General features: G+C 72.5%; 15 protein-coding genes. 8 read left to right on the top strand and 7 right to left on the bottom strand.

What is annotated here, in order from left to right; genetic code table 11:
* The first annotated feature begins 210 nt into the window (after positions 1–210).
* Entirely contained in the window at positions 211–1116 is a 906-nt protein-coding gene (locus tag ACFV7Q_RS00440) for a pirin family protein (protein ID WP_385421927.1), read from the top strand.
* A 203-nt stretch (positions 1117–1319) separates the two neighbouring features.
* Here ACFV7Q_RS00440 and ACFV7Q_RS00435 read toward each other — a convergent pair whose 3' ends face one another.
* Positions 1320–3311, bottom strand: a complete 1992-nt coding sequence (locus tag ACFV7Q_RS00435; RefSeq protein ID WP_385421924.1) for a galactose oxidase-like domain-containing protein — start codon at positions 3309–3311, stop codon at positions 1320–1322.
* 336 nt (positions 3312–3647) lie between these two features.
* Here ACFV7Q_RS00435 and ACFV7Q_RS00430 point away from each other — a divergent pair, with 336 nt between their 5' ends.
* Positions 3648–5912, top strand: a complete 2265-nt coding sequence (locus ACFV7Q_RS00430; RefSeq protein WP_385421921.1) for a Dyp-type peroxidase — start codon at positions 3648–3650, stop codon at positions 5910–5912.
* A 118-nt stretch (positions 5913–6030) separates the two neighbouring features.
* On the opposite strand, the gene ACFV7Q_RS00425 is transcribed toward ACFV7Q_RS00430, so the two are convergent.
* The 5 genes from ACFV7Q_RS00425 to ACFV7Q_RS00405 form a co-directional block, all read right to left on the bottom strand.
* Entirely contained in the window at positions 6031–6582 is a 552-nt protein-coding gene (locus ACFV7Q_RS00425) for a Uma2 family endonuclease (RefSeq protein ID WP_385422018.1), read from the bottom strand.
* A gap of 48 nt (positions 6583–6630) precedes the next feature.
* Positions 6631–6864 (bottom strand): hypothetical protein, encoded by a 234-nt coding sequence (locus ACFV7Q_RS00420; RefSeq protein ID WP_385421918.1) that lies wholly within the window; start codon positions 6862–6864, stop codon positions 6631–6633.
* A gap of 58 nt (positions 6865–6922) precedes the next feature.
* Complete coding sequence (locus tag ACFV7Q_RS00415) at positions 6923–7282, bottom strand: hypothetical protein (RefSeq protein ID WP_385421915.1); 360 nt, start codon at positions 7280–7282, stop codon at positions 6923–6925.
* Positions 7279–8001 carry a DUF6232 family protein gene (locus ACFV7Q_RS00410; RefSeq protein WP_385421912.1) on the bottom strand — a complete coding sequence of 241 codons (723 nt, stop codon included), beginning with the start codon at positions 7999–8001 and terminating at the stop codon, positions 7279–7281. Before ACFV7Q_RS00410 ends, ACFV7Q_RS00415 begins: the two co-directional genes overlap by 4 nt.
* A gap of 221 nt (positions 8002–8222) precedes the next feature.
* Entirely contained in the window at positions 8223–8546 is a 324-nt protein-coding gene (locus tag ACFV7Q_RS00405; RefSeq protein ID WP_385421909.1) for a putative quinol monooxygenase, read from the bottom strand.
* Between the two features lie 137 nt (positions 8547–8683).
* Between ACFV7Q_RS00405 and ACFV7Q_RS00400 the strand changes: the two genes are divergently transcribed.
* The gene (locus tag ACFV7Q_RS00400; RefSeq protein WP_385421906.1) at positions 8684–9640 is read left to right on the top strand and encodes a GlxA family transcriptional regulator; all 957 of its coding nucleotides are present in this window, start codon (positions 8684–8686) and stop codon (positions 9638–9640) included.
* A gap of 57 nt (positions 9641–9697) precedes the next feature.
* Here the strand turns inward: ACFV7Q_RS00400 and ACFV7Q_RS00395 are convergent, their stop codons facing one another.
* Positions 9698–10372, bottom strand: coding sequence for a TetR/AcrR family transcriptional regulator (locus ACFV7Q_RS00395; RefSeq protein WP_385421903.1), 675 nt, complete (start codon positions 10370–10372; stop codon positions 9698–9700).
* Between the two features lie 174 nt (positions 10373–10546).
* Here ACFV7Q_RS00395 and ACFV7Q_RS00390 point away from each other — a divergent pair, with 174 nt between their 5' ends.
* The 5 genes from ACFV7Q_RS00390 to pcaB all read left to right on the top strand — a co-directional run bounded on the left by ACFV7Q_RS00390 (position 10547) and on the right by pcaB (position 17480).
* Positions 10547–11098, top strand: a complete 552-nt coding sequence (locus ACFV7Q_RS00390) for an SRPBCC family protein (protein ID WP_385421900.1) — start codon at positions 10547–10549, stop codon at positions 11096–11098.
* A gap of 112 nt (positions 11099–11210) precedes the next feature.
* Positions 11211–12800, top strand: a complete 1590-nt coding sequence (locus ACFV7Q_RS00385; RefSeq protein ID WP_385421897.1) for a class I adenylate-forming enzyme family protein — start codon at positions 11211–11213, stop codon at positions 12798–12800.
* Positions 12800–14041, top strand: coding sequence for an FAD-dependent oxidoreductase (locus ACFV7Q_RS00380; protein ID WP_385421894.1), 1242 nt, complete (start codon positions 12800–12802; stop codon positions 14039–14041). The genes ACFV7Q_RS00385 and ACFV7Q_RS00380 overlap by 1 nt, the downstream gene beginning before the upstream one ends.
* Entirely contained in the window at positions 14041–16026 is a 1986-nt protein-coding gene (locus tag ACFV7Q_RS00375) for an FAD/NAD(P)-binding protein (RefSeq protein WP_385421891.1), read from the top strand. The genes ACFV7Q_RS00380 and ACFV7Q_RS00375 overlap by 1 nt, the downstream gene beginning before the upstream one ends.
* A complete protein-coding gene (pcaB, locus tag ACFV7Q_RS00370) occupies positions 16023–17480 on the top strand; it encodes a 3-carboxy-cis,cis-muconate cycloisomerase (protein WP_385421888.1) in 1458 nt (485 codons plus the stop codon). Before ACFV7Q_RS00375 ends, pcaB begins: the two co-directional genes overlap by 4 nt.
* Positions 17481–17485 lie beyond the last annotated feature (5 nt).

Raw genomic sequence — 17485 nt, 5'->3', positions numbered from 1 at the left:
AATGCCGGTGGCGGCACGCCCCTGCGAGTTACGGGGTGATGCGTCGGTGCGACGGGAAGGAGTCTGTCCGCGCTCGCGGGGCGCCGACAATCGCGGTGGCCGGTATCTGTCAGTTAAGGGTCCGGGCGGACTCCTGGCGCAAAACTGAACTGAACTGTATAGTTCATCTCACTGGGAAGACGACGACCTCGAACGACGAGAGAAGGCATCATGACCACGCTGGGTTCCGCCCTCGGCACCGCTGCCGCCACCACCGCCGCGACCCGCGCGGTGGCCGATGTCCTGCAGCCCCTCCACACCCTGGAGGGCGAGGGGTTCCCGGTCCGGCGGCCCTTCCCCACGCCGCAGATCCCCCAGCTCGACCCGTTCCTGATGCTCCACCAGGTCGGGCCGGTGGACCTCGGCCCGGGCGAACCCAAGGGCGCCCCCGACCGCCCGCACCGCGGCTTCGAAACCATGACCTACGTCCTGGAGGGCGACATCGAGTACGCCGACTCCGCCGGCGGCCGCGGCACCGTCCGGCCGGGCGGCGTCCAGTGGCTGACCGCCGGCGCCGGCGTGGTGCACTCCGCGCAGCCGACCGACGCCTTCCGCACGACGGGCGGACTGCAGCACAACCTCCAGGTCTGGGTGAACCTGCCGGCCGCGCTCAAGGGTCTGCGCCCGCGCACGCAGAACCGCACCGCGCAGGAGATCCCGGTGGTCCGGACGCTCGAAGGGTCCTGGTTCAAGGTGATCGCGGGCAGCGCCCTCGGCGTCACCGGCCCGTTCGAGACGCAGGTCCCGGTGACCGTCGTCCACGCCTCCGTCGCCCCGGGCGAGAGCGCGCGACTGCCCGTACCGCAGGGCCGCAACGCGGGCGTGTACGTCCTGTCCGGAAGCGGTCGCGTCGCCGCGGCGGAGGTCACGGACGGCGAGCTGGCCGTCCTCGGGGACGAGGGCGACACCGTCCGCATCGAGGGGGGCCCGATCGGGGCGGACTTCCTCTTCCTCAGCGGTGAGCCGATCCGCGAACCGGTCTTCCGCAGCGGCCCGTTCGTGATGAGCACCGCGGAGGAGATCGAGCAGGCCTTCGACGACTACGCCGCGGACCGCCTCGGCCACTACGAGGACTAGCAACGGACGCGCGTTTCCGGGGACGGCCGAACACGCCGGTCAGCTCGATGTATCCACACGCTCGACCCGGACCACGCGGGGACGCTCCCCGTGCGCGATCCCCGCCGGGACGGCGTCCCGCCGGGGATCGCGGCGGCGAGCCCCCAGCCGTGCCCCCGTACCGCGGGGACCGGGCTGGGGGTCCGCCCTGGTGGGGACGGGTGTCAGTCGCCGGCCGCCTCGGCCTTGGCGGCGCCGGCACCACCCGTGGCGGCGGCCTCCGCGGGCTTGAGCTGGACCCAGCCCGCCTTGCTGGGGGCTCCCTCCTCGTTGAGGAGGAAGACCATGTAGTAGCCGGGCGGGGCCGCGGCGGCGTTCGGCGGGGCCTGGAGCTCCAGGAAGTTGCCGCTGCGACCCTTGATGCGCAGTTCGAGGTGACGCTGGCTGGTGTTGATCGAGTGGGTCGCGGTGGTCGGGGCCAGCAGTACGGCGCGGGTGACCTCGTTGGGCGTGCTGGTGCTGACCGTGATCTTCTCGTCGTAGCCGACGCTGGGGTTCAGGACCAGGCCGAGCGAGGGACGGCTGCCCTGGTGGAGGTACGCCGGCTCGTAGATCTCGATGCTGCCGTTGTTCCTGTCGGTGATGTCGGGGTCGTTGGCGAGCTGCTGGAGTTCATCACCCGTGATCATGATGCGGCCGTCCGGGAGGACCACGGCGTTGGAGTGGTAGCCGCGGGGCAGTCGCTGGACGGGGCCGAGCTTCCAGTCACCGTTCTCGTCGCGCAGTTCGGTCTGGCGGTACTTGAGGTCGGCGTTGGGGTTGTACGGCCCGTTGCCGTAGTTGCGGATGTCGAAGGCGCCGTTGACCGTGAGCAGGTTGCCGTTCGGCAGGAGCAGGGTGTCGTCCTGGGTGCGGCCGAAGGCGCGGGGCTTCTCGGTGTTCCACTTGCCGCCGGCCAGACGGTAGGTGTTCGGGTCGTCGCGGTCGCCGCCGAGGACCAGGACCGAGTCGGGGCCCCGGAAGCCGGCCGGCAGGGGGACCGCCGAGCCGTAGTTGCGCCTCCACTCCCCGCCGTCCGGGCCGGGCTTGGCCTTGTTGACGTCCGGTCGGTCCGGCAGGTCGGTCTTGGTGTCGGCCACGGTGTCGAAGAGCCACTGCTGGTCCACGGAGCGGCCGAGACCGTAGATCTTCCCGTCGCGCAGCGAGAACAGGTGGGGATAGTCCCACTTGAACGGGGCTTCGGTCGCCAGCTTGTCCACCCCCCAGCCGACCGGCTTGACCGATTTCTCGAAGGGCACCGGGTGGGCCGCGGCGGGGAACCGCTCGACGACCGGGGTGGGGGTGCCCCAGCCGAGCTCCGACTGGCCGGACATGATCACCTGACGGCCGTCCGCGCCGGTGACCACGCTCGGGTACCAGCGGCCCACGGCCATGTCCTTGTTCAGGTACCACTCCTCCGCCCAGGGGTCGAAGACCAGCGACAGCTTGGCGCCGGTGCCTCCGTTGCCGCCGAGGTTGCCGCCGAACACGCCGAGCATGCCGTTGGGCAGGTAGGAGTGGCCGGCGCAGAAGAACGGGGCCGGGCGGGGCTCGTTCTTGCCGTCGGGCATGTTGACGACCGGCGGCTTCTTCTCGGTGAACGCGGCGGGGCCGGTCCCCTTGGCGGGGTCCCAGATCCAGGCGCGGCCGGCGTTCGCCGCGCCGATGGTGTCGGTGGGCGCCGGCTCCTTCTGCGGGTTGGTCTCGATGCGCTCGAACGAGAACAGCAGGACCTTGCCGGTGGGCAGCAACGCGATGTGGGCTGCGAAGTCCGGGGACTGGAAGTACTCCTGGAACCGGCCGAACTCCGCGGCGGCGAACGACGCGTTGGCCTTCGCCTGGGAGGCGGTCAGCGCCTTCAACCGCTCCGTCCGGGTGGTCTGCGGGTACTCGCCGACGCCGGCCACGGCCATCCGGGTACGGGCGTGTTCCTCGGCGTGCTCCTTGCCGAGTGTCGCCGCCTCCTCCGGGTCGACGGCGACCGGAGCCGTCGCCGCCCGGGAGGCGGGGGCGTAGGGAAAGGCATCGCCGTGGCCCCTGTCCCCGTGACCGGTGTGGGCGAGTACGGGCCCTGCCGACGCCAGGGCCACGGACGCGGCCATCGCGGTGGCGGCGCAGGCGGAGATCGCCGCGGCGAGCCTCCGGCGGGCGGTCAGGGGCGGATTACTGCGGGACATGGGACTCCTTGCGGGAGGGAGGAGGGCGCAGCGACTCCGGACCTCAGGGGGACATGTCGGGCAGGGCTGCACCAGGACTGCCACACGTTCACGCACAGTGACGGGTGCCAGTTTTCCGGCGCGCATCCCGGCTGCCGCCCGGAGACACGCAGGCGGTCCGCCTGGACCGCTCAAATGCCTCAACTTGGCCCCCGACCAGCGCAGTCACGCGGCATTCGAGTGGCGGACGGCCCCGGCAGCCGGGCCGACCGCGGAAGGACGCGCCGGGCACCGCGTAGCTTGTCGATCACTCTGCGCAACAATGCGTGGAGGTGTCGACCTTCCGGAGAGAGCACGGTGGACGAACTCAGGCTGCGTGAGAGCGACGACATCCAGGGCGATGTGATCGCCGGTTTCAAGAAGGACCAGATGACCCTGCTGTTCCTCAAGTTCGAGGACGCGGCGCGGGCGCGTACCTGGGTCAAAGCCCTGGAACCGCAGATCTCCACGACGAGGCAGGTGGCGACCTTCAACGCCGCCTTCAGCAAAGCCAGGAAGGCGGCGGCCGGCGACGACCCGAAGGCGCTCAAGGCCACCTGGATCAACGTCGGCTTCACGTACGAGGGCCTGCGGGAGCTGGCCGGAAAGGACCCGCTGCCCTCCGTCCCGCCCGGCAGCGGCCTGGAGGCCTTCAAGCAGGGCTCGGACAAGCGGGCCATCGGGGACACCGGCGACAGCTCGCCGGAGAGGTGGCTCTTCGGCAACGGCAAGGGCCAGCCCGTCCACGCCGTCCTCACCGTCGCCTCGGACACCGTCCAGGACCTCCATGCGACGGTCAGACAGCAGCGGGAGGCGTGCGCCGCAGCCAAGATCGTCATCGTCTTCCAGCAGGACGCCGCCACACTGCCCGGCAGCCGCAGGGGCAAGGAGCACTTCGGCTTCAAGGACGGCATCAGCGAGCCGGGCGTGATCGGTTTCGACGAGCCGGACCCGGTCAAGCCCGCGTACGTCAAGGGCCATCACGGCACCCGGCTGATCCCGCCCGGCGAGTTCGTCATCGGCCTCGACCGGGTCGGCGGCGTGCCGCACGAGACGCCCGGCTGGGCCGACAACGGCAGCTTCCAGGTGGTGCGTCGGCTCGACCAGGACGTCCCGGGCTTCTGGTCCCAGGTCGCCGGTCAGCTGAAGGTGCTCAAGGAGGCCAAGGTGGTGCCGCCCGAGGCCACCGTGGAGTGGCTGGCCGCCCGCCTCGTCGGCCGGTGGCGGTCCGGGACGCCGGTCGCCACGTGCCCGCACGCCGACCGGCCCTCCAACGCGCTGGCCGGCGAGGACAACGACTTCGGCTACCGCAACGACCCCGAGGGCTTCATCACCCCGCTCTTCTCGCACCTGCGCAAGACCAACCCCCGCGACGGCCTGCAGGAGAAGCCCGGTGATCCACCCTTCGACGAGGATCCGGTGATGGACCGCCGCCGGATCATCCGCCGCGGCGCCCCGTACGGTGCGCCCTTCGACCCCGCCTCCGAGGGGCCGGGCGGGCCCGACGAGAAGCGCGGCCTGCTCTTCGTCTGCTACCAGTCGGACCTCGTGCAGCAGTTCGAGTTCATCCAGAAGGCGTGGATCGACAGCCCGAACTTCCCGCCCAACCGGAAGGACAAGCCGGGCCCCGACGGCATGGTCGGCGCCGCCGGCAAGCTCAACTACGAGACCCCCGGCAAGACCACCCAGCTGACCCTGTCCCAGTTCGTCGTCACCGAGGGCTCCGTCTACGCCTTCGTACCCTCCCTCAGGTTGCTGCGGCTGCTCGGTGACGGCCGGCTCACCGACGAGCCGCCCGCCGACGTCCGGCCGACCGACGCCTTCCTGCCCATCCCCGGCATGCAGCGGGACAACCGCAAGAGCTGGTACTGGGCGTACGGGACGGGCGGCGACGGCGGCTCCGTCTGCCGGACCATCTCCATCTCCGACGGGGACGAGCACACGGACGTCCGGGAGCGCCCCGACCGGCCGCTGAGCACGTGGCCGTGCTACGCCGGGGTGACGAAGGTCGACGCGGTCCTGCCCGTTCCGGACGAGCAGCGGATCAACGGCCGAAGCCGGTTCTGGCTGTTCCACACCGTGGAAGGCCGACAGGTCTACCGCCTCATCTCGATCGCCGACGGAGCCGAGACCGGACTCACCCCCGAACAGGCCGGCCGGCTCGACCGACCCGACCGCGCCCTCTCCGCGTGGGAGTCGTTCAGCGGCATGCAGCAGGTCGACGCCTTCCTGCCGGTCCCCGACATGCAGCGGCAGGGCGGCAAGAGCTACTACTGGGTGTTCCACACCTTGATGGGCAACCAGGTCTACCGGCTCATCTCAATCGCCGACGGCACCGCGCACCAGGACGTCATCGAGCGCGGCGACCGCGGGCTCGACCTGTGGCGATCGCTGAACGGGATCACGCGCGTCGACGAATTCCTCGCCGTACCGGACATGCAGCGGATCAACGGCCTGAGTCTGTTCTGGGTGTTCCACCAGGACCAGTACCGGATCATCGTGATCCGCGACGGCAGAGGCCACGAGGACCAGATCACGGTCGATGACCGCCCCCTGACCATGTGGCGGTCCCTGGCGGGCTGACCGGCCCGCCCCTGCTTCGACAGCGGCCGGCGGCACCGACCGGCTTCGGCGTACCGATCCCCGAGCGCACGCGCTCGGGGATCGGTACGAACGCGGACGGGCGGGCAACGGGAGGAGGTCAGCGCACCCAATCCTTGAGGGGCTCGGTGTCGAGGGTGATGCCTACGGGGTCGGGGAGGTGGACGGTGCGACCGAAGGGACGGCGGGCGAGGTTGGCATAGGTGTCACCGTCAGGCTCGGTATAGACGAGGGTTTCGCACGTGTCCCGGTCGATGAGCAGGTAGACGGGGATACCGGTCTGGGCGTAGGCGCTCGGCTTCTCTTCGCGGTCGCGCTTGTCGGTATCGCTGTCGTAGGAGGTGACCTCGACGATCATGACTACCGGGCCGGGGTCGGCCCACTCGCCCTGGCCGGCAAAAGTGCCCTTGGGGGCGAGGGCGCCGTCCGGCTTCGCATGGCCCTTGCGGTAGCGCTCGACGCGCAGGCCGCGTTCGGGATAGAGCCACAGATCGGGGCGGTGCTGCATGCAGCGTTCCATGAGCCACCGGATGATCTCGTCGTGGTCGCCGTCCGGCACCGCTTTGACTCCCAGCCTGCCGTGGATGAACTCCATCCGGACGCCTTCGCGCTCGGCGGCGGCGGCGATGCGCTCGAACTCCTCGGCCAGCATCTGCGGCCTGTCCTCGGTCACGGTCACCACGCACCTCCTGCGTCCAGTCTAGGCGGCGCGGGGGTCGCAGGGGCGGTGGTACCGAGTGCTCGTGCCGCGAAGATGCATGCGGGATGCGAGCAGCCCTGCTCCTGAGGGGCCGAGCGTCCGCGGCCCGGGCAGCAGCGCCGCCCCGGCCGCGTCGTGCGGGCTACCGGCGGCCCCGTGCAGCGGCAGGACGGCGCACAGCGGCAGGACCCGGTCCGCCGGGTCCGGCAGCAGGGCGGGCCGCACTCCGACCATCGCGAGGCCGACCTCGCCGCGCGGCGGCCGCCCCGCGTCGGCGGCCGCCCTCGCGGTGTCAGCCGGCGCCGAGCAGTTCGAGGATCGTGGTGACGGCGTCCACGATCGGCTGTCCCAGCGGGCCGACGACGGCGGCGATGCCGGCGATGGACATCAGCGCGCTCTGCCGGGCCTGCGCGGGGACGGCCGCGTCGCCGGTGGCATCGGGCAGGGACGCGTCCAGCACCTGCGCGCTCGCGGGCGGCAGCTGCCCGCGCAGCGCCTCGACCCGCCGCAGGAGGTCCTTGGTGGCCTCCTGGAGCTCGGGGGACAGGGCCGGCGGGGCGGCCGGGGCGGCGACGTTCTTCACCATGCCGGTGTTGCCGGAGCCGCCGTGCATGGTCACGCTGTCGCCGAAGTGGTACGTGTCGCCGGTCATCGAGTCGCCATCCCCACGTTGTTGGAGCCGCCGTACATGTTCACGTTGTCGCCGAAGGTGTAGTTCTTCGGGTTGATCACGATGGTGTCCACCCGCACTCCGTAGAGCTCGGTGTCGGGGTTGTCGATCGCGTGCGTGATCTGGCCGACGAGCCGGTGCAGGTGGTCGTGGTCGCTGCTGGTGACCACGGCGATGGACGGCCCGGACGTCTCGACGGCCAGCACGTAGTGCGACGCGGCCGACAACACGGTGATCAGTTCGACGAGGCAGTAGATCAGCGCGCCGACGGCGCCGAGCCAGACGAACTGCAGGATTCCGCCGGCCGCTTCCCGGTTGGCGAGCGAGGTCAGGCCGGCGAGGATCGTCAGGCCGAAGGCCAGGGAGAGGATGAGGCACAGGTTCTTCACGAAGCGGACGGTCGCCTCCTTGCGGCGCGGGTGCAGCGTGAAGGTGTAGACCCGTGCGACGTTCTCCAACGGGTACGCGGCCCCGCCCACCCACAGGATCCGCTTGCTGATCCGGATCTCGATCCCGCCGCCGGCGGCGGGCCGCGGCGGTGCCGCGGGAGGGGGCGGGGCGTCGGGCGGGCTGCTGGGCGGGGTGACCGGCGCGGCGGTCGGAGGATTGCCCGGGGCGGCGGTCGGCGGGGTGACCGGCGCGGCGCCCGGGCGGGCCGGTAACGCGCTGTCCGTCCGCCCGGACGACGGCGTTTTCTCCATAAGGCGTGAACCCCCTGGCTTCGAGGTGACGGTCCGTCAATGGGTGACGACCATAACCACGCGACGCCCCTGCCCGGCAAGCAGCTTTCACCGTCATGTGCCGTTCGCGTGCAGGGATTTGACGCACGTCCGCACCCGTTTCGCACGGGTGCCCGGGAGGGGTGGGCCGACCGGCTCCCCGGGGGGAACGGGGAGGCGGACCGGCCCACCGAGGGGCGCCGTCAGGCGAGCTTCGCGGCCAGGACGTCGACCGGGAGGATCTCCGGGGCCTCGGCGAGGAGCTTCGGGGCGTTCTCCATCAGGGCGGCTGCGATCCGGCCCTGGAGGTGGGCGGTGCGGTCCGCGTCGGAGCCGAAGGCGTCGAAGACGCCGAACGTCGTCGGACCGAGTCGCAGGGCGAACCAGACCGTGGTTCCGGCCTCCTCCCGGGCCAGCGCGAGGGCCCCGGTGAGGAGTTCCGCCACGTCGTCGGCGTGCTCCGGCTTGGCCTCGATCCGGGCGAGCAGGCCGAGGCGGGTGGTGTCGGGAACGAGGGCGCTGGTCATGGAGGGGCTCCTTCTGCTGGTGCGGTGGGCGGGCGGTGCGGCGCGCCGTGCCCGCGCCGTTCGGTACCCCTCACGCTAGGGAGCGGCCACCGTCCCGGGGCAGTGGCGGTTCCGCCGGATGCTTTACCGTTTCCGCCATGCGGGTTTCGGTACTGGTCCTGGACGGACTCTTCGACTCCGGGCTGGCGACGGTCCAGGACGTGCTGCAGATGGCCAACGAACTGCGCGGCGAGCTGCCGCAGCCCCCGCCCGCCTGGGAGTTGACCCGGATCGGGTCGCGCGGTTCCGTGCGCACCGCCGCCGGGCACCTGATCGAGACGGTCACCGCAGCGGACGCCCCGCCGCCCGACCTGCTCGTCGTACCCGGCGCGGGCCCCAAGCAGCCCGCGCCGCTGCTGGAGTGGGTGGCCGCCCCCGAGCGCGAGCCCGAGCGGGCCGAGCTGCGCCGGGCGCGCGAGGCCGGGACCCCGCTGGCCGCGGCGTGCACCAGCACGTTCCTGCTCGCCGAGGCCGGGGTGTTGGACGGGCTCAGCGCCACCACCAGCTGGTGGCTGGCCCCCGCGTTCCGGCAGGCGTACCCGCGGGTGGAGCTGGACGAGGGCAACATGCTCGCGCACGCCGACGGGGTGGTCACCGCCGGCGCCGCCATGGCCCACCTCGACCTGGCGCTCGCCCTGGTCCGGCGGAGCAGCCCGGCCCTCGCCGAGCTCACCGCCCGCTACCTGGTGGTCGACGACCGGCCCACCCAGGCCGGGTACGCCATCCCCGGCCACCTCGCCCGTACCGATCCCGTGGTCAGCGCCTTCGAGCGGTGGGTGCGCGCGCACCTGGACGAGCCGCTGCGCATGGCCGACGCGGCCCGGGCGGCCGGCGTGAGCGAGCGGACCCTGCAGCGGGCCGTGGACCGGGTGATGGGTGTCTCCCCGCTGCGTTTCGCGCAGTCGATACGGCTGGAGCAGGCCGCCCACCTGCTGCGCACCACGGACCTGCCGACCGACGCCGTCGCGCGCCGCGTCGGGTACGAGAACGCCTCCACGCTCACCACCCTGCTCAGGCGGCGCCACGGCACCACCCCGGGGCGGCTGCGGGGCTGATCCCCGGCCGCGCCGTCCCGGCCACGGCCGCCGCGCGGACGGCAGCGGCGTGGCGTCCTACCGGTCCGCACCCCGGCCCTGGAGGTCCACCCCGTACTGACTCAGGAACATGTCGACCCCGCCCTGGAGCAGCCGCTCGGCGAGGTCCTCGTCCAGTGCGGTGCCGTACACCCCGTAGACCAGGTGCGGGGACAGCACCAGCCCCGACAGCTGGAGCACCGCCAGCTCCATGTCCGGGATGCGCAGCAGCCCGCGCTGGTCCAGCCGGCCGAGGGCGGAGGCCAGGGCGGCGTGCTGGCGTCCGGGTCCCTCCTCCTGCCAGGTCCGGCCGAGTTCGGGGAAGCGGTGGCGCTCTCCCGCGATCACGTTGCGCAGGGCCAGCACGTCGGGCGTGGTGAGGCCGGCGACCCAGATCCGGCAGGCCTCCAGCAGGTCGGTGCGGACGTCGTCGGACTCGGCGAGCCTGGCCTGGATGACCGACTGGGCGACTTCGAGGGCCTCGTCGAGGGTCTGCCCGATGACGGCGTTGAAGAGGTTCTCCTTGCTGCCGAAGTGGTTGTAGACGGTGACCTTGGAGACGCCCGCCTCGGCGGCGAGCTGGTCCACCCCGGCCCCGAAGCCCTCGCGCAGGAACACCGTTCGGGCGGCGGCCAGGATGGCCTGGCGTTTGCGCGCGGCGCGGGCTCCGGACGGGATTGCGGGGGCTTCTGCGGTGCTGGTGCGTGCGGTCATTCGTTCGTCCCTCACTTCCTCGGCTCGGAGCCCAGTCTAGATCCCAACTGAACTGAACCGTTGCGTTCAATTGAACTGAACTGTATGGTTCATCTAGCTGAGCAGCCCGAACGGGGCGGCAGAAGCGGAAGTTGAAGCCATCCGACGTTGCACCACACCAGGAGGACACCCGCTATGAGCGGCACCCAGACCCCCCTCTTCCGGTCCCGGGCCCAGATCCACGTCTCGGCCACCCCGGCCGAGGTGTACGCGGTCGTGAGCGACCTCGCCCGCAGCGGCGAGTGGAGCCCCGAGTGCCTCGGCGGGGAATGGACCACGGGCGAGCCCGGCGCGGTCGGCTCGGTCTTCCGGGGCGAGAACGAGCGCAGCGAGGACGTCGTCGCCTGGGCGCCGGTGGTGCGCGGCAAGTGGACGACGTACGCCGAGGTCGTCGCGGCCGAGGCCGGCCGGACCTTCCAGTGGGCCATGCACAACAGCAAGGGCGAGAAGCAGGACAGCGTCTGGGGCTTCACGATCGAGGCCGACGGCGACGGCAGCCTCCTGGTCCACCACTTCCGCATGGACACCCCCACCGAAGGCATCCGCGGCATCACCGCCGAGATGGACGACGACCAGAAGCAGCAGTTCTTCGCCGAGTGGGGCGACAAGGTCGCCGGCGACCTGGCCGAGACCCTCGGCCGCATCAAGGCCGTCATCGAGGCGGAAACGGCCGCGCAGGGCGCCTGACCGGCCTCCTCCCCTCCTCCCCCTCCCCCATCCCCCGGATCCCCACCCCCCTCTGACCGGCGAGCACCGGCAACCGACGCCATCCGTACGTGACTTGAGAAGGGCAAAGGCGATGATTCTGCAGCGCATCGGCAACAAGGGCATACGACTCGGAACCCTCTTCGAGCGGGCCGCCAAGAAGCACCCGACGAACGTCGTGATCCTCGACCACGACCTGGACGTCGCCCCGGAGCTCGGACGCCGGGCGACCGTGGCCGAGGTGGCCGACCTGATCGACGACCTCGCCGCCCGCCTCTGGGCCGCGCAGGTCCGCCCCAGCCGCCGGGTCGTGATCTACAAGTCCGACGGCTTCGACATCACCCTGCTGGCCTGCGCCGCGGTCCGCATCGGCGCCGTGCCGGTGCTGCTGTCGCCGAAGCTCGACGGCGAGACCGTGGCCGAGCTGGTGCGCCGCACCGAGCAGCCCTACCTGCTCACCGACCAGAACAAGCTGGAGACCGAGCTGCCCGCCTCGGTCTTCGAGGAGGCCGAACAGGTCCTGCTCACCTCCGGCAGCTACAAGGAGGCCACCGAACTCGCCTCGCTGGCCGGCTCGCCCCGAGTACCCGCCGTGACGATGCCGCCCGAGCACCCGACCCTGATCACCCACACCTCCGGCACCACCGGCACCCCCAAGCTCGCCGTCCACACCGGAGCCACCCTCCAGGCGCGCTACCGCCCGCAGGCCGCGATCACCAAGCCGCTCCTCCCGGGCCGCGAGACCATCGCGATGCACGTCTCCTTCGTCCACTCCCGCCTGATCACCGCCCTGGCCATCTCCCTCTTCCGCGGCTACCCGATCGTCGTCCTCGCCGACTCCGACCCCAAGAAGGCCGCCGACCTCTTCGCGCAGCTGCGCCCGGGGATCCTTGAGGCGCACCCCAACTCCTTCATGGAGTGGGAGGAGCTCGCCGACGACCCGCGGCGGCCGCTGGCCAACGTCAAGCTGTTCTCCAGCACCTTCGACGCCATCCACCCGCGCACCGTGCAGCGGCTGCTCGCCGCCACCGAGCGCACCGCCCCGATCTTCGGCCAGCTGTACGGGCAGAGCGAGATCGGCCCCGCGGTCGCCCGGTCCTTCTCCAAGCGTCGCGGGCTCGACGCCGACGGCCGCTGCGTGGGCATGCCCTTCCCCGGCATGACCGACGTCCGCGTGGTCAGCCGCAACGGGCTGCCGGTGTCGGAGACCAACCCCGGCTTCATCGAGGTCAAGAGCGACGGCCGGATCGTCACCTACCTCGGCGAGCAGGAACGTTACGACAAGCAGGTCAACGACGGCTGGTGGCGCATGGGCGACGTCGGCTACCGCACCAAGTGGGGCTGCGTGCACCTGCTCGACCGCGAGGTCGACCTGATCGAGGGCTTCGGCTCCACCCTCGCCGCCGAGGACACCCTCTTCACCAGACTGGAGGAGCTCGCCGAGGTCATCATCATCCCCGACGAGACCGGCCGGGCCGTCCCCGTGGTCTGCACCCGGGACGACAAGCCGCTCGACCCCGCCGCGTGGCGGGCCGCCACCGTCGGCCTGCCCCCGATGGCCGACCCGGTCCAGTGGCGGCAGTCCGACCTGCCGCAGACGGCCACCACCAAGATCAAGCGCCTCGAACTCGCCCGTCTCATCGCCGCCGGCGCCGGTTCGCAGCTCACCGAGGAGAAGATCTGATGTCCCAGCTCATCATCATCGGCGGCGGAATCGGCGGCCTGGCCACGGCCCTCTCGGTCGCCCGGCAGGGCCACGAGGTCCTCGTCCTGGAACGCGCCCCGGAGTTCGCCGAGATCGGCGCGGGCATCCAGCTCGCCCCCAACGGACTGCACGCCCTCGACCGGCTCGGCCTCGGCGAGGCCGTCCGCTCCACCGCGGTGCAGATGGACGCGCTCACCTTCATGGACGGCGTCACCGGCGAGCACGTCACCAGCCTGGACCTGACCGAGCACTACCGGGAGCGGTTCGGCAACCCGTACGCGGTCGTCCACCGGGCCGAACTGCACACCAAGCTGCTGGAGGCCTGCCAGGCCGAGGACGCGATACGGCTGCGCAGCGGCGCCACCGCGGTCGGCTACGAGCAGGACGCCACCAGCGCCACCGTCGTCCTGGAGGACGGCGAGCGCATCACCGGCGACGCGCTGATCGGCGCCGACGGCATCCACTCCGCGATCCGCGGCCAGCTCGTCGGCGACGGCGCCCCCCGCAACTCCGGGATCACCGTCTACCGGGCGATCATCCCGATGGAGCAGGTCCCCGAAGAGCTGCGCCACCTGACCTCCGTCACCTGGTGGACCGGGCCCGGCTGCCACTTCGTGCACTACCCGATCGCCGGCGGCAAGTACCTCAACCTCGCCGCCAGCAGCGACAACAAGGCCACCGCGGCCGTGGCCGGCGTCCCCGCCACCCAGGGCGACATCCGCCGCGAGTTCGCCGCGCTCGGCGAGGACGCGCAGCGCCTGCTCGCCCTCGGCGAGGGCTGGAAGTCCTGGGTCCTCGTCGACCGGGACCCGGTCGAGAACTGGACGGACGGCCGGGTCGCCCTCCTCGGCGACGCGGCCCACCCGATGCTCCACTACGTCGCCCAGGGCGCCTGCCAGGGCCTGGAGGACGCCGTCACCCTCGGCGACCTCCTGGACTGCGACGCCGACGAGTTCCCCCAGCGCTTCGAGAAGTTCAACGCCGAGCGGCAGGAGCGGACCGGCCGGATCCAACTGCTGGCCCGGGAGAGCATCAAGCTCTGGCACACCTCCGGCGCCGCCGCCACGGACCGCAACGCCGTCCTGCGCTCCTTCTCCCGCGACGAACTCCACGACTACGTCGCCTGGATGCACGGCTACCGCGTCCCCGCCCCGGACGCACCCACCGCCCTGACCCCCGCCCTGACCCCCGCCCTGGCCGCTTCGAACGGAGAAAAGTGATGAACGCCCACCCCGACACCCTCCAGGTCGCCATCATCGGAGCCGGCCCCCGCGGCCTGTCCGTCCTGGAGCGCCTGTGCGCCAACGAGCGCAGCACCCCCTCGCACGACGCGGTCACCGTCCACGTGGTCGACCCCTCGGCGCCCGGCGCGGGCCAGGTCTGGCGGCCGGACCAGTCCCAGCACCTCCTGATGAACACGGTCGCCTCGCAGATCACGATCTACACCGACGACAGCGTCCGCACCGAGGGCCCGATCGAGCCCGGCCCGAGCCTGTACGAGTGGGCGCAAGACCTCGCCGGGTCCGGCGAGGGCGACGGGGCCGCGGTCGCCGAGGCCCGCCGCCTGGGCCCGAACACCTACCCCACCCGCGCCTTCTACGGCAGCTACCTGCGCGCCACCTTCGAGCGGGTCGTCGCCCTCGCCCCCGCCCACGTCACCGTCGAGGTGCACCGCTCCCGGGCCGTGGCCATGGCCGACACCCACGGCACCCCCGGCGGCCGCCAGGGCATCCGCCTGGAGAACGGCACCCGGCTCAACGACCTCGACGCCATCGTCATGGCCCAGGGCCACGTCCCGGCCCGGCTGACCCCCCGCGAAGCCAAGACCGCGAGCCTCGCCCGCATCCACCACCTCACCTACATCACCCCGGCCAACCCCGCCGACCTCGACCTGAACACCGTCAAGCCCGGCCAGAACGTCCTGCTGCGCGGCCTCGGCCTGAACTTCTTCGACCACATGGCCCTCTTCACCTCCGGCCGCGGCGGGCAGTTCGTCCGCGGGGACGACGGCCGCCTCGCCTACCGGGCATCCGGAAACGAGCCGGTCCTGTACGCCAGTTCGCGCCGGGGCATTCCGTACCACGCCCGCGGTGAGAACGAGAAGGGCGCCTACGGCCGCTACCTGCCGCGCCTGCTCACCCCCGCCCGGATCGAGGAGCTGCGCCGCCGCTCCGAGGACGGCGAGGGCATCGACTTCACGGCAGACCTGTGGCCGCTGATCTCCCGCGAGACGGAGAGCGTCTACTACGGAGCCCTGCTGCGGGCCCGCGGCCGGGGAGACGAGCGCGAGGGCTTCACCACCCGCTTCCTGTCGCTGGCGGACGAGGAGGACCGCTCCTCGCTCCTGGACGTGTACGGCATCGGCGCGGACGAGCGCTGGAGTTGGGAGAAGCTCTCCCGCCCCTACGGCGACCGAGAGTTCACCAGCCGCGAGGAGTTCCGCGCCTGGCTGGTCGACTACCTGGCCGCCGACGTCCGCGAGGCCCGGGCCGGGAACCTCAGCGGCCCCCTCAAGGCGGCCCTGGACGTCCTGCGCGACCTGCGCAACGAGATCCGCCTCGCCGTCGACCACGGCGGCCTGACCGGAGACTCGCACCGCGACGACCTGGAGGGCTGGTACACCCCGCTCAACGCCTTCCTCTCCATCGGCCCGCCGGCCTCCCGGATCGAGGAGATGATCGCCCTGATCGACGCCGGGGTGCTCGTCCTGACGGGTCCCGGGACCGAGATCCGCGTCGACACGGCCGCCGGCGACGACGCCGCCTTCGTCGCCCAGTCCCGCAGCGTCCCCGGCCCCGCGGTCCGCTCCACCGTGCTGATCGAGGCCCGCCTGCCCGAACCCGACCTGCGCCGCACCGACGACCCGCTGCTGCGCCACCTCCTCGACACCGAGCAGTGCACCACGTACCGGATCTCCGGCCCCGACGGCACCGGCTACGAGTCCGGCGGCCTCGCCGTCACCGAGCGCCCGTACCGGCTCCTCGACGCCCGCGGCCGCGCCCACCCGCGCCGGTTCGCGTACGGGGTGCCCACCGAGTCCGTGCACTGGGTCACCGCGGCCGGCATCCGCCCGGGCGTCGACTCGGTCACCCTCGGCGACTCCGACTCCATCGCCCGCTCGGTCCTGGCCCTGCCGCCCGCCTCCGTCGTCCCGGCCGGGGTTTCCCTGCCCGCCGAGACCGACCTGACCGGGGTCCTCGTATGAGCACCGACGCCAAGGCCACCGGGGCCGCCAGGGCGACCGGGGCGAGCACCGGCGGGGCGCAGGACGCGCTCACCGACGCGGGGCTGCTGTCCCCGGTGCGCGCCGGCACCCCCGCCGAGGAGGCCGTGTCCGACCTCGCCTGGCTCCAGGCGATGCTCGACGCAGAGGCCGCCCTGGCCCGCGCCCAGGCCGGGCTCGGCACCCTCCCCGAGGCCGCCGCCGGGACCATCACCCGGGCCGCCCGGGCCGGGAACCTGGACCTGCGGGACCTCGCGCTGGCCGCCCGGGAGACCGCGAACCCGGTGGTGGGGCTGGTGCGGGCGCTGACCCGGGTGGTGGCCGCCGAGGACGCGCGGGCCGCCGAGTACGTGCACCGCGGCTCCACCAGCCAGGACATCCTCGACACCGGCGCCATGCTGGTGGCCGCCCGGACCCTGCGCCTGATCCGCGCGGACCTCGGCCGCACCGCCGACGCCCTGGCCCGGCTGGCCGGCGACCACCGGGACACGGCGATGGCCGGCCGCACCCTCGCGCTGCAGGCCGTGCCCACCACCTTCGGCCTGAAGGCTGCGGGCTGGCGGCAGCTGGTCCTGGACGCGGACGAGCGCCTGGCCCGGATCGCCGACGGCGGACTGCCGGTGTCCCTCGGCGGGGCCGCCGGAACCCTCGCCGGGTACCTGGAGTACGCCCGGATCGACGGCGCGGGGGAGCAGGACCCCGGCGCGTACCTGGACCGGCTGGTCGGGGCGTACGCCGCCGAGACGGGGCTGGCCCGCCCCACCCTGCCGTGGCACGTGCTGCGGACCCCGGTCGCCGACCTCGCGGCGGCGCTCGCCTTCACCGCCGGCGCCCTCGGGAAGATCGCGATCGACGTGCAGAACCTGTCCCGTACGGAGGTCGGCGAGGTCGCCGAGCCGGCTGCGGTCGGCCGCGGCAGCTCCTCGGCCATGCCGCACAAGCGCAACCCGGTGCTGAGCACGCTGCTGCGCAGCGCGGCGCTCCAAGTGCCGGTCCTGGCCACGGGGCTGGTGCAGTGCCTGGTCTCGGAGGACGAGCGCTCCGGCGGCGCCTGGCACGCCGAGTGGCAGCTGTTGCGCGAGGCGCTGCGGCTGGTCGGCGGCGCGGCGCACACCGCGGTCGAGCTCGCGGAGGGGCTGTCCGCCCGGCCCGAACGGATGCGGGCCAACCTGCTGTTGACGGGCAGTCAGGTGGTGTCCGAGCGGATCGCGGCGGTGCTCGCCCCGGAGCTGGGGAAGGCGGCGGCCAAGCAGCTGCTGACCCGGGTCTCCGCTGCGGCGGAGGAGAGCGGCCGGCCGCTGCACGAGCTGCTCGCCGGGGAGCCGGTGCTCGAAGGGCGGTGGAGCGGCGCGGAGTTGGCCGCTCTGTGCGACCCGTCGGCGTACACCGGGGGCGCGGGCGCGCTGGTGGACCGGGCGCTGAAGCGGTCCAACTGACGCCC

The sequence above is a fragment of the Streptomyces sp. NPDC059851 genome (genome assembly GCF_042732005.1).
In the GTDB taxonomy this organism is placed as follows: domain Bacteria; phylum Actinomycetota; class Actinomycetes; order Streptomycetales; family Streptomycetaceae; genus Streptomyces.
Note: the sequence above shows the minus strand (reverse complement) of the source record. Positions and strands in the feature narration are given on the sequence as shown.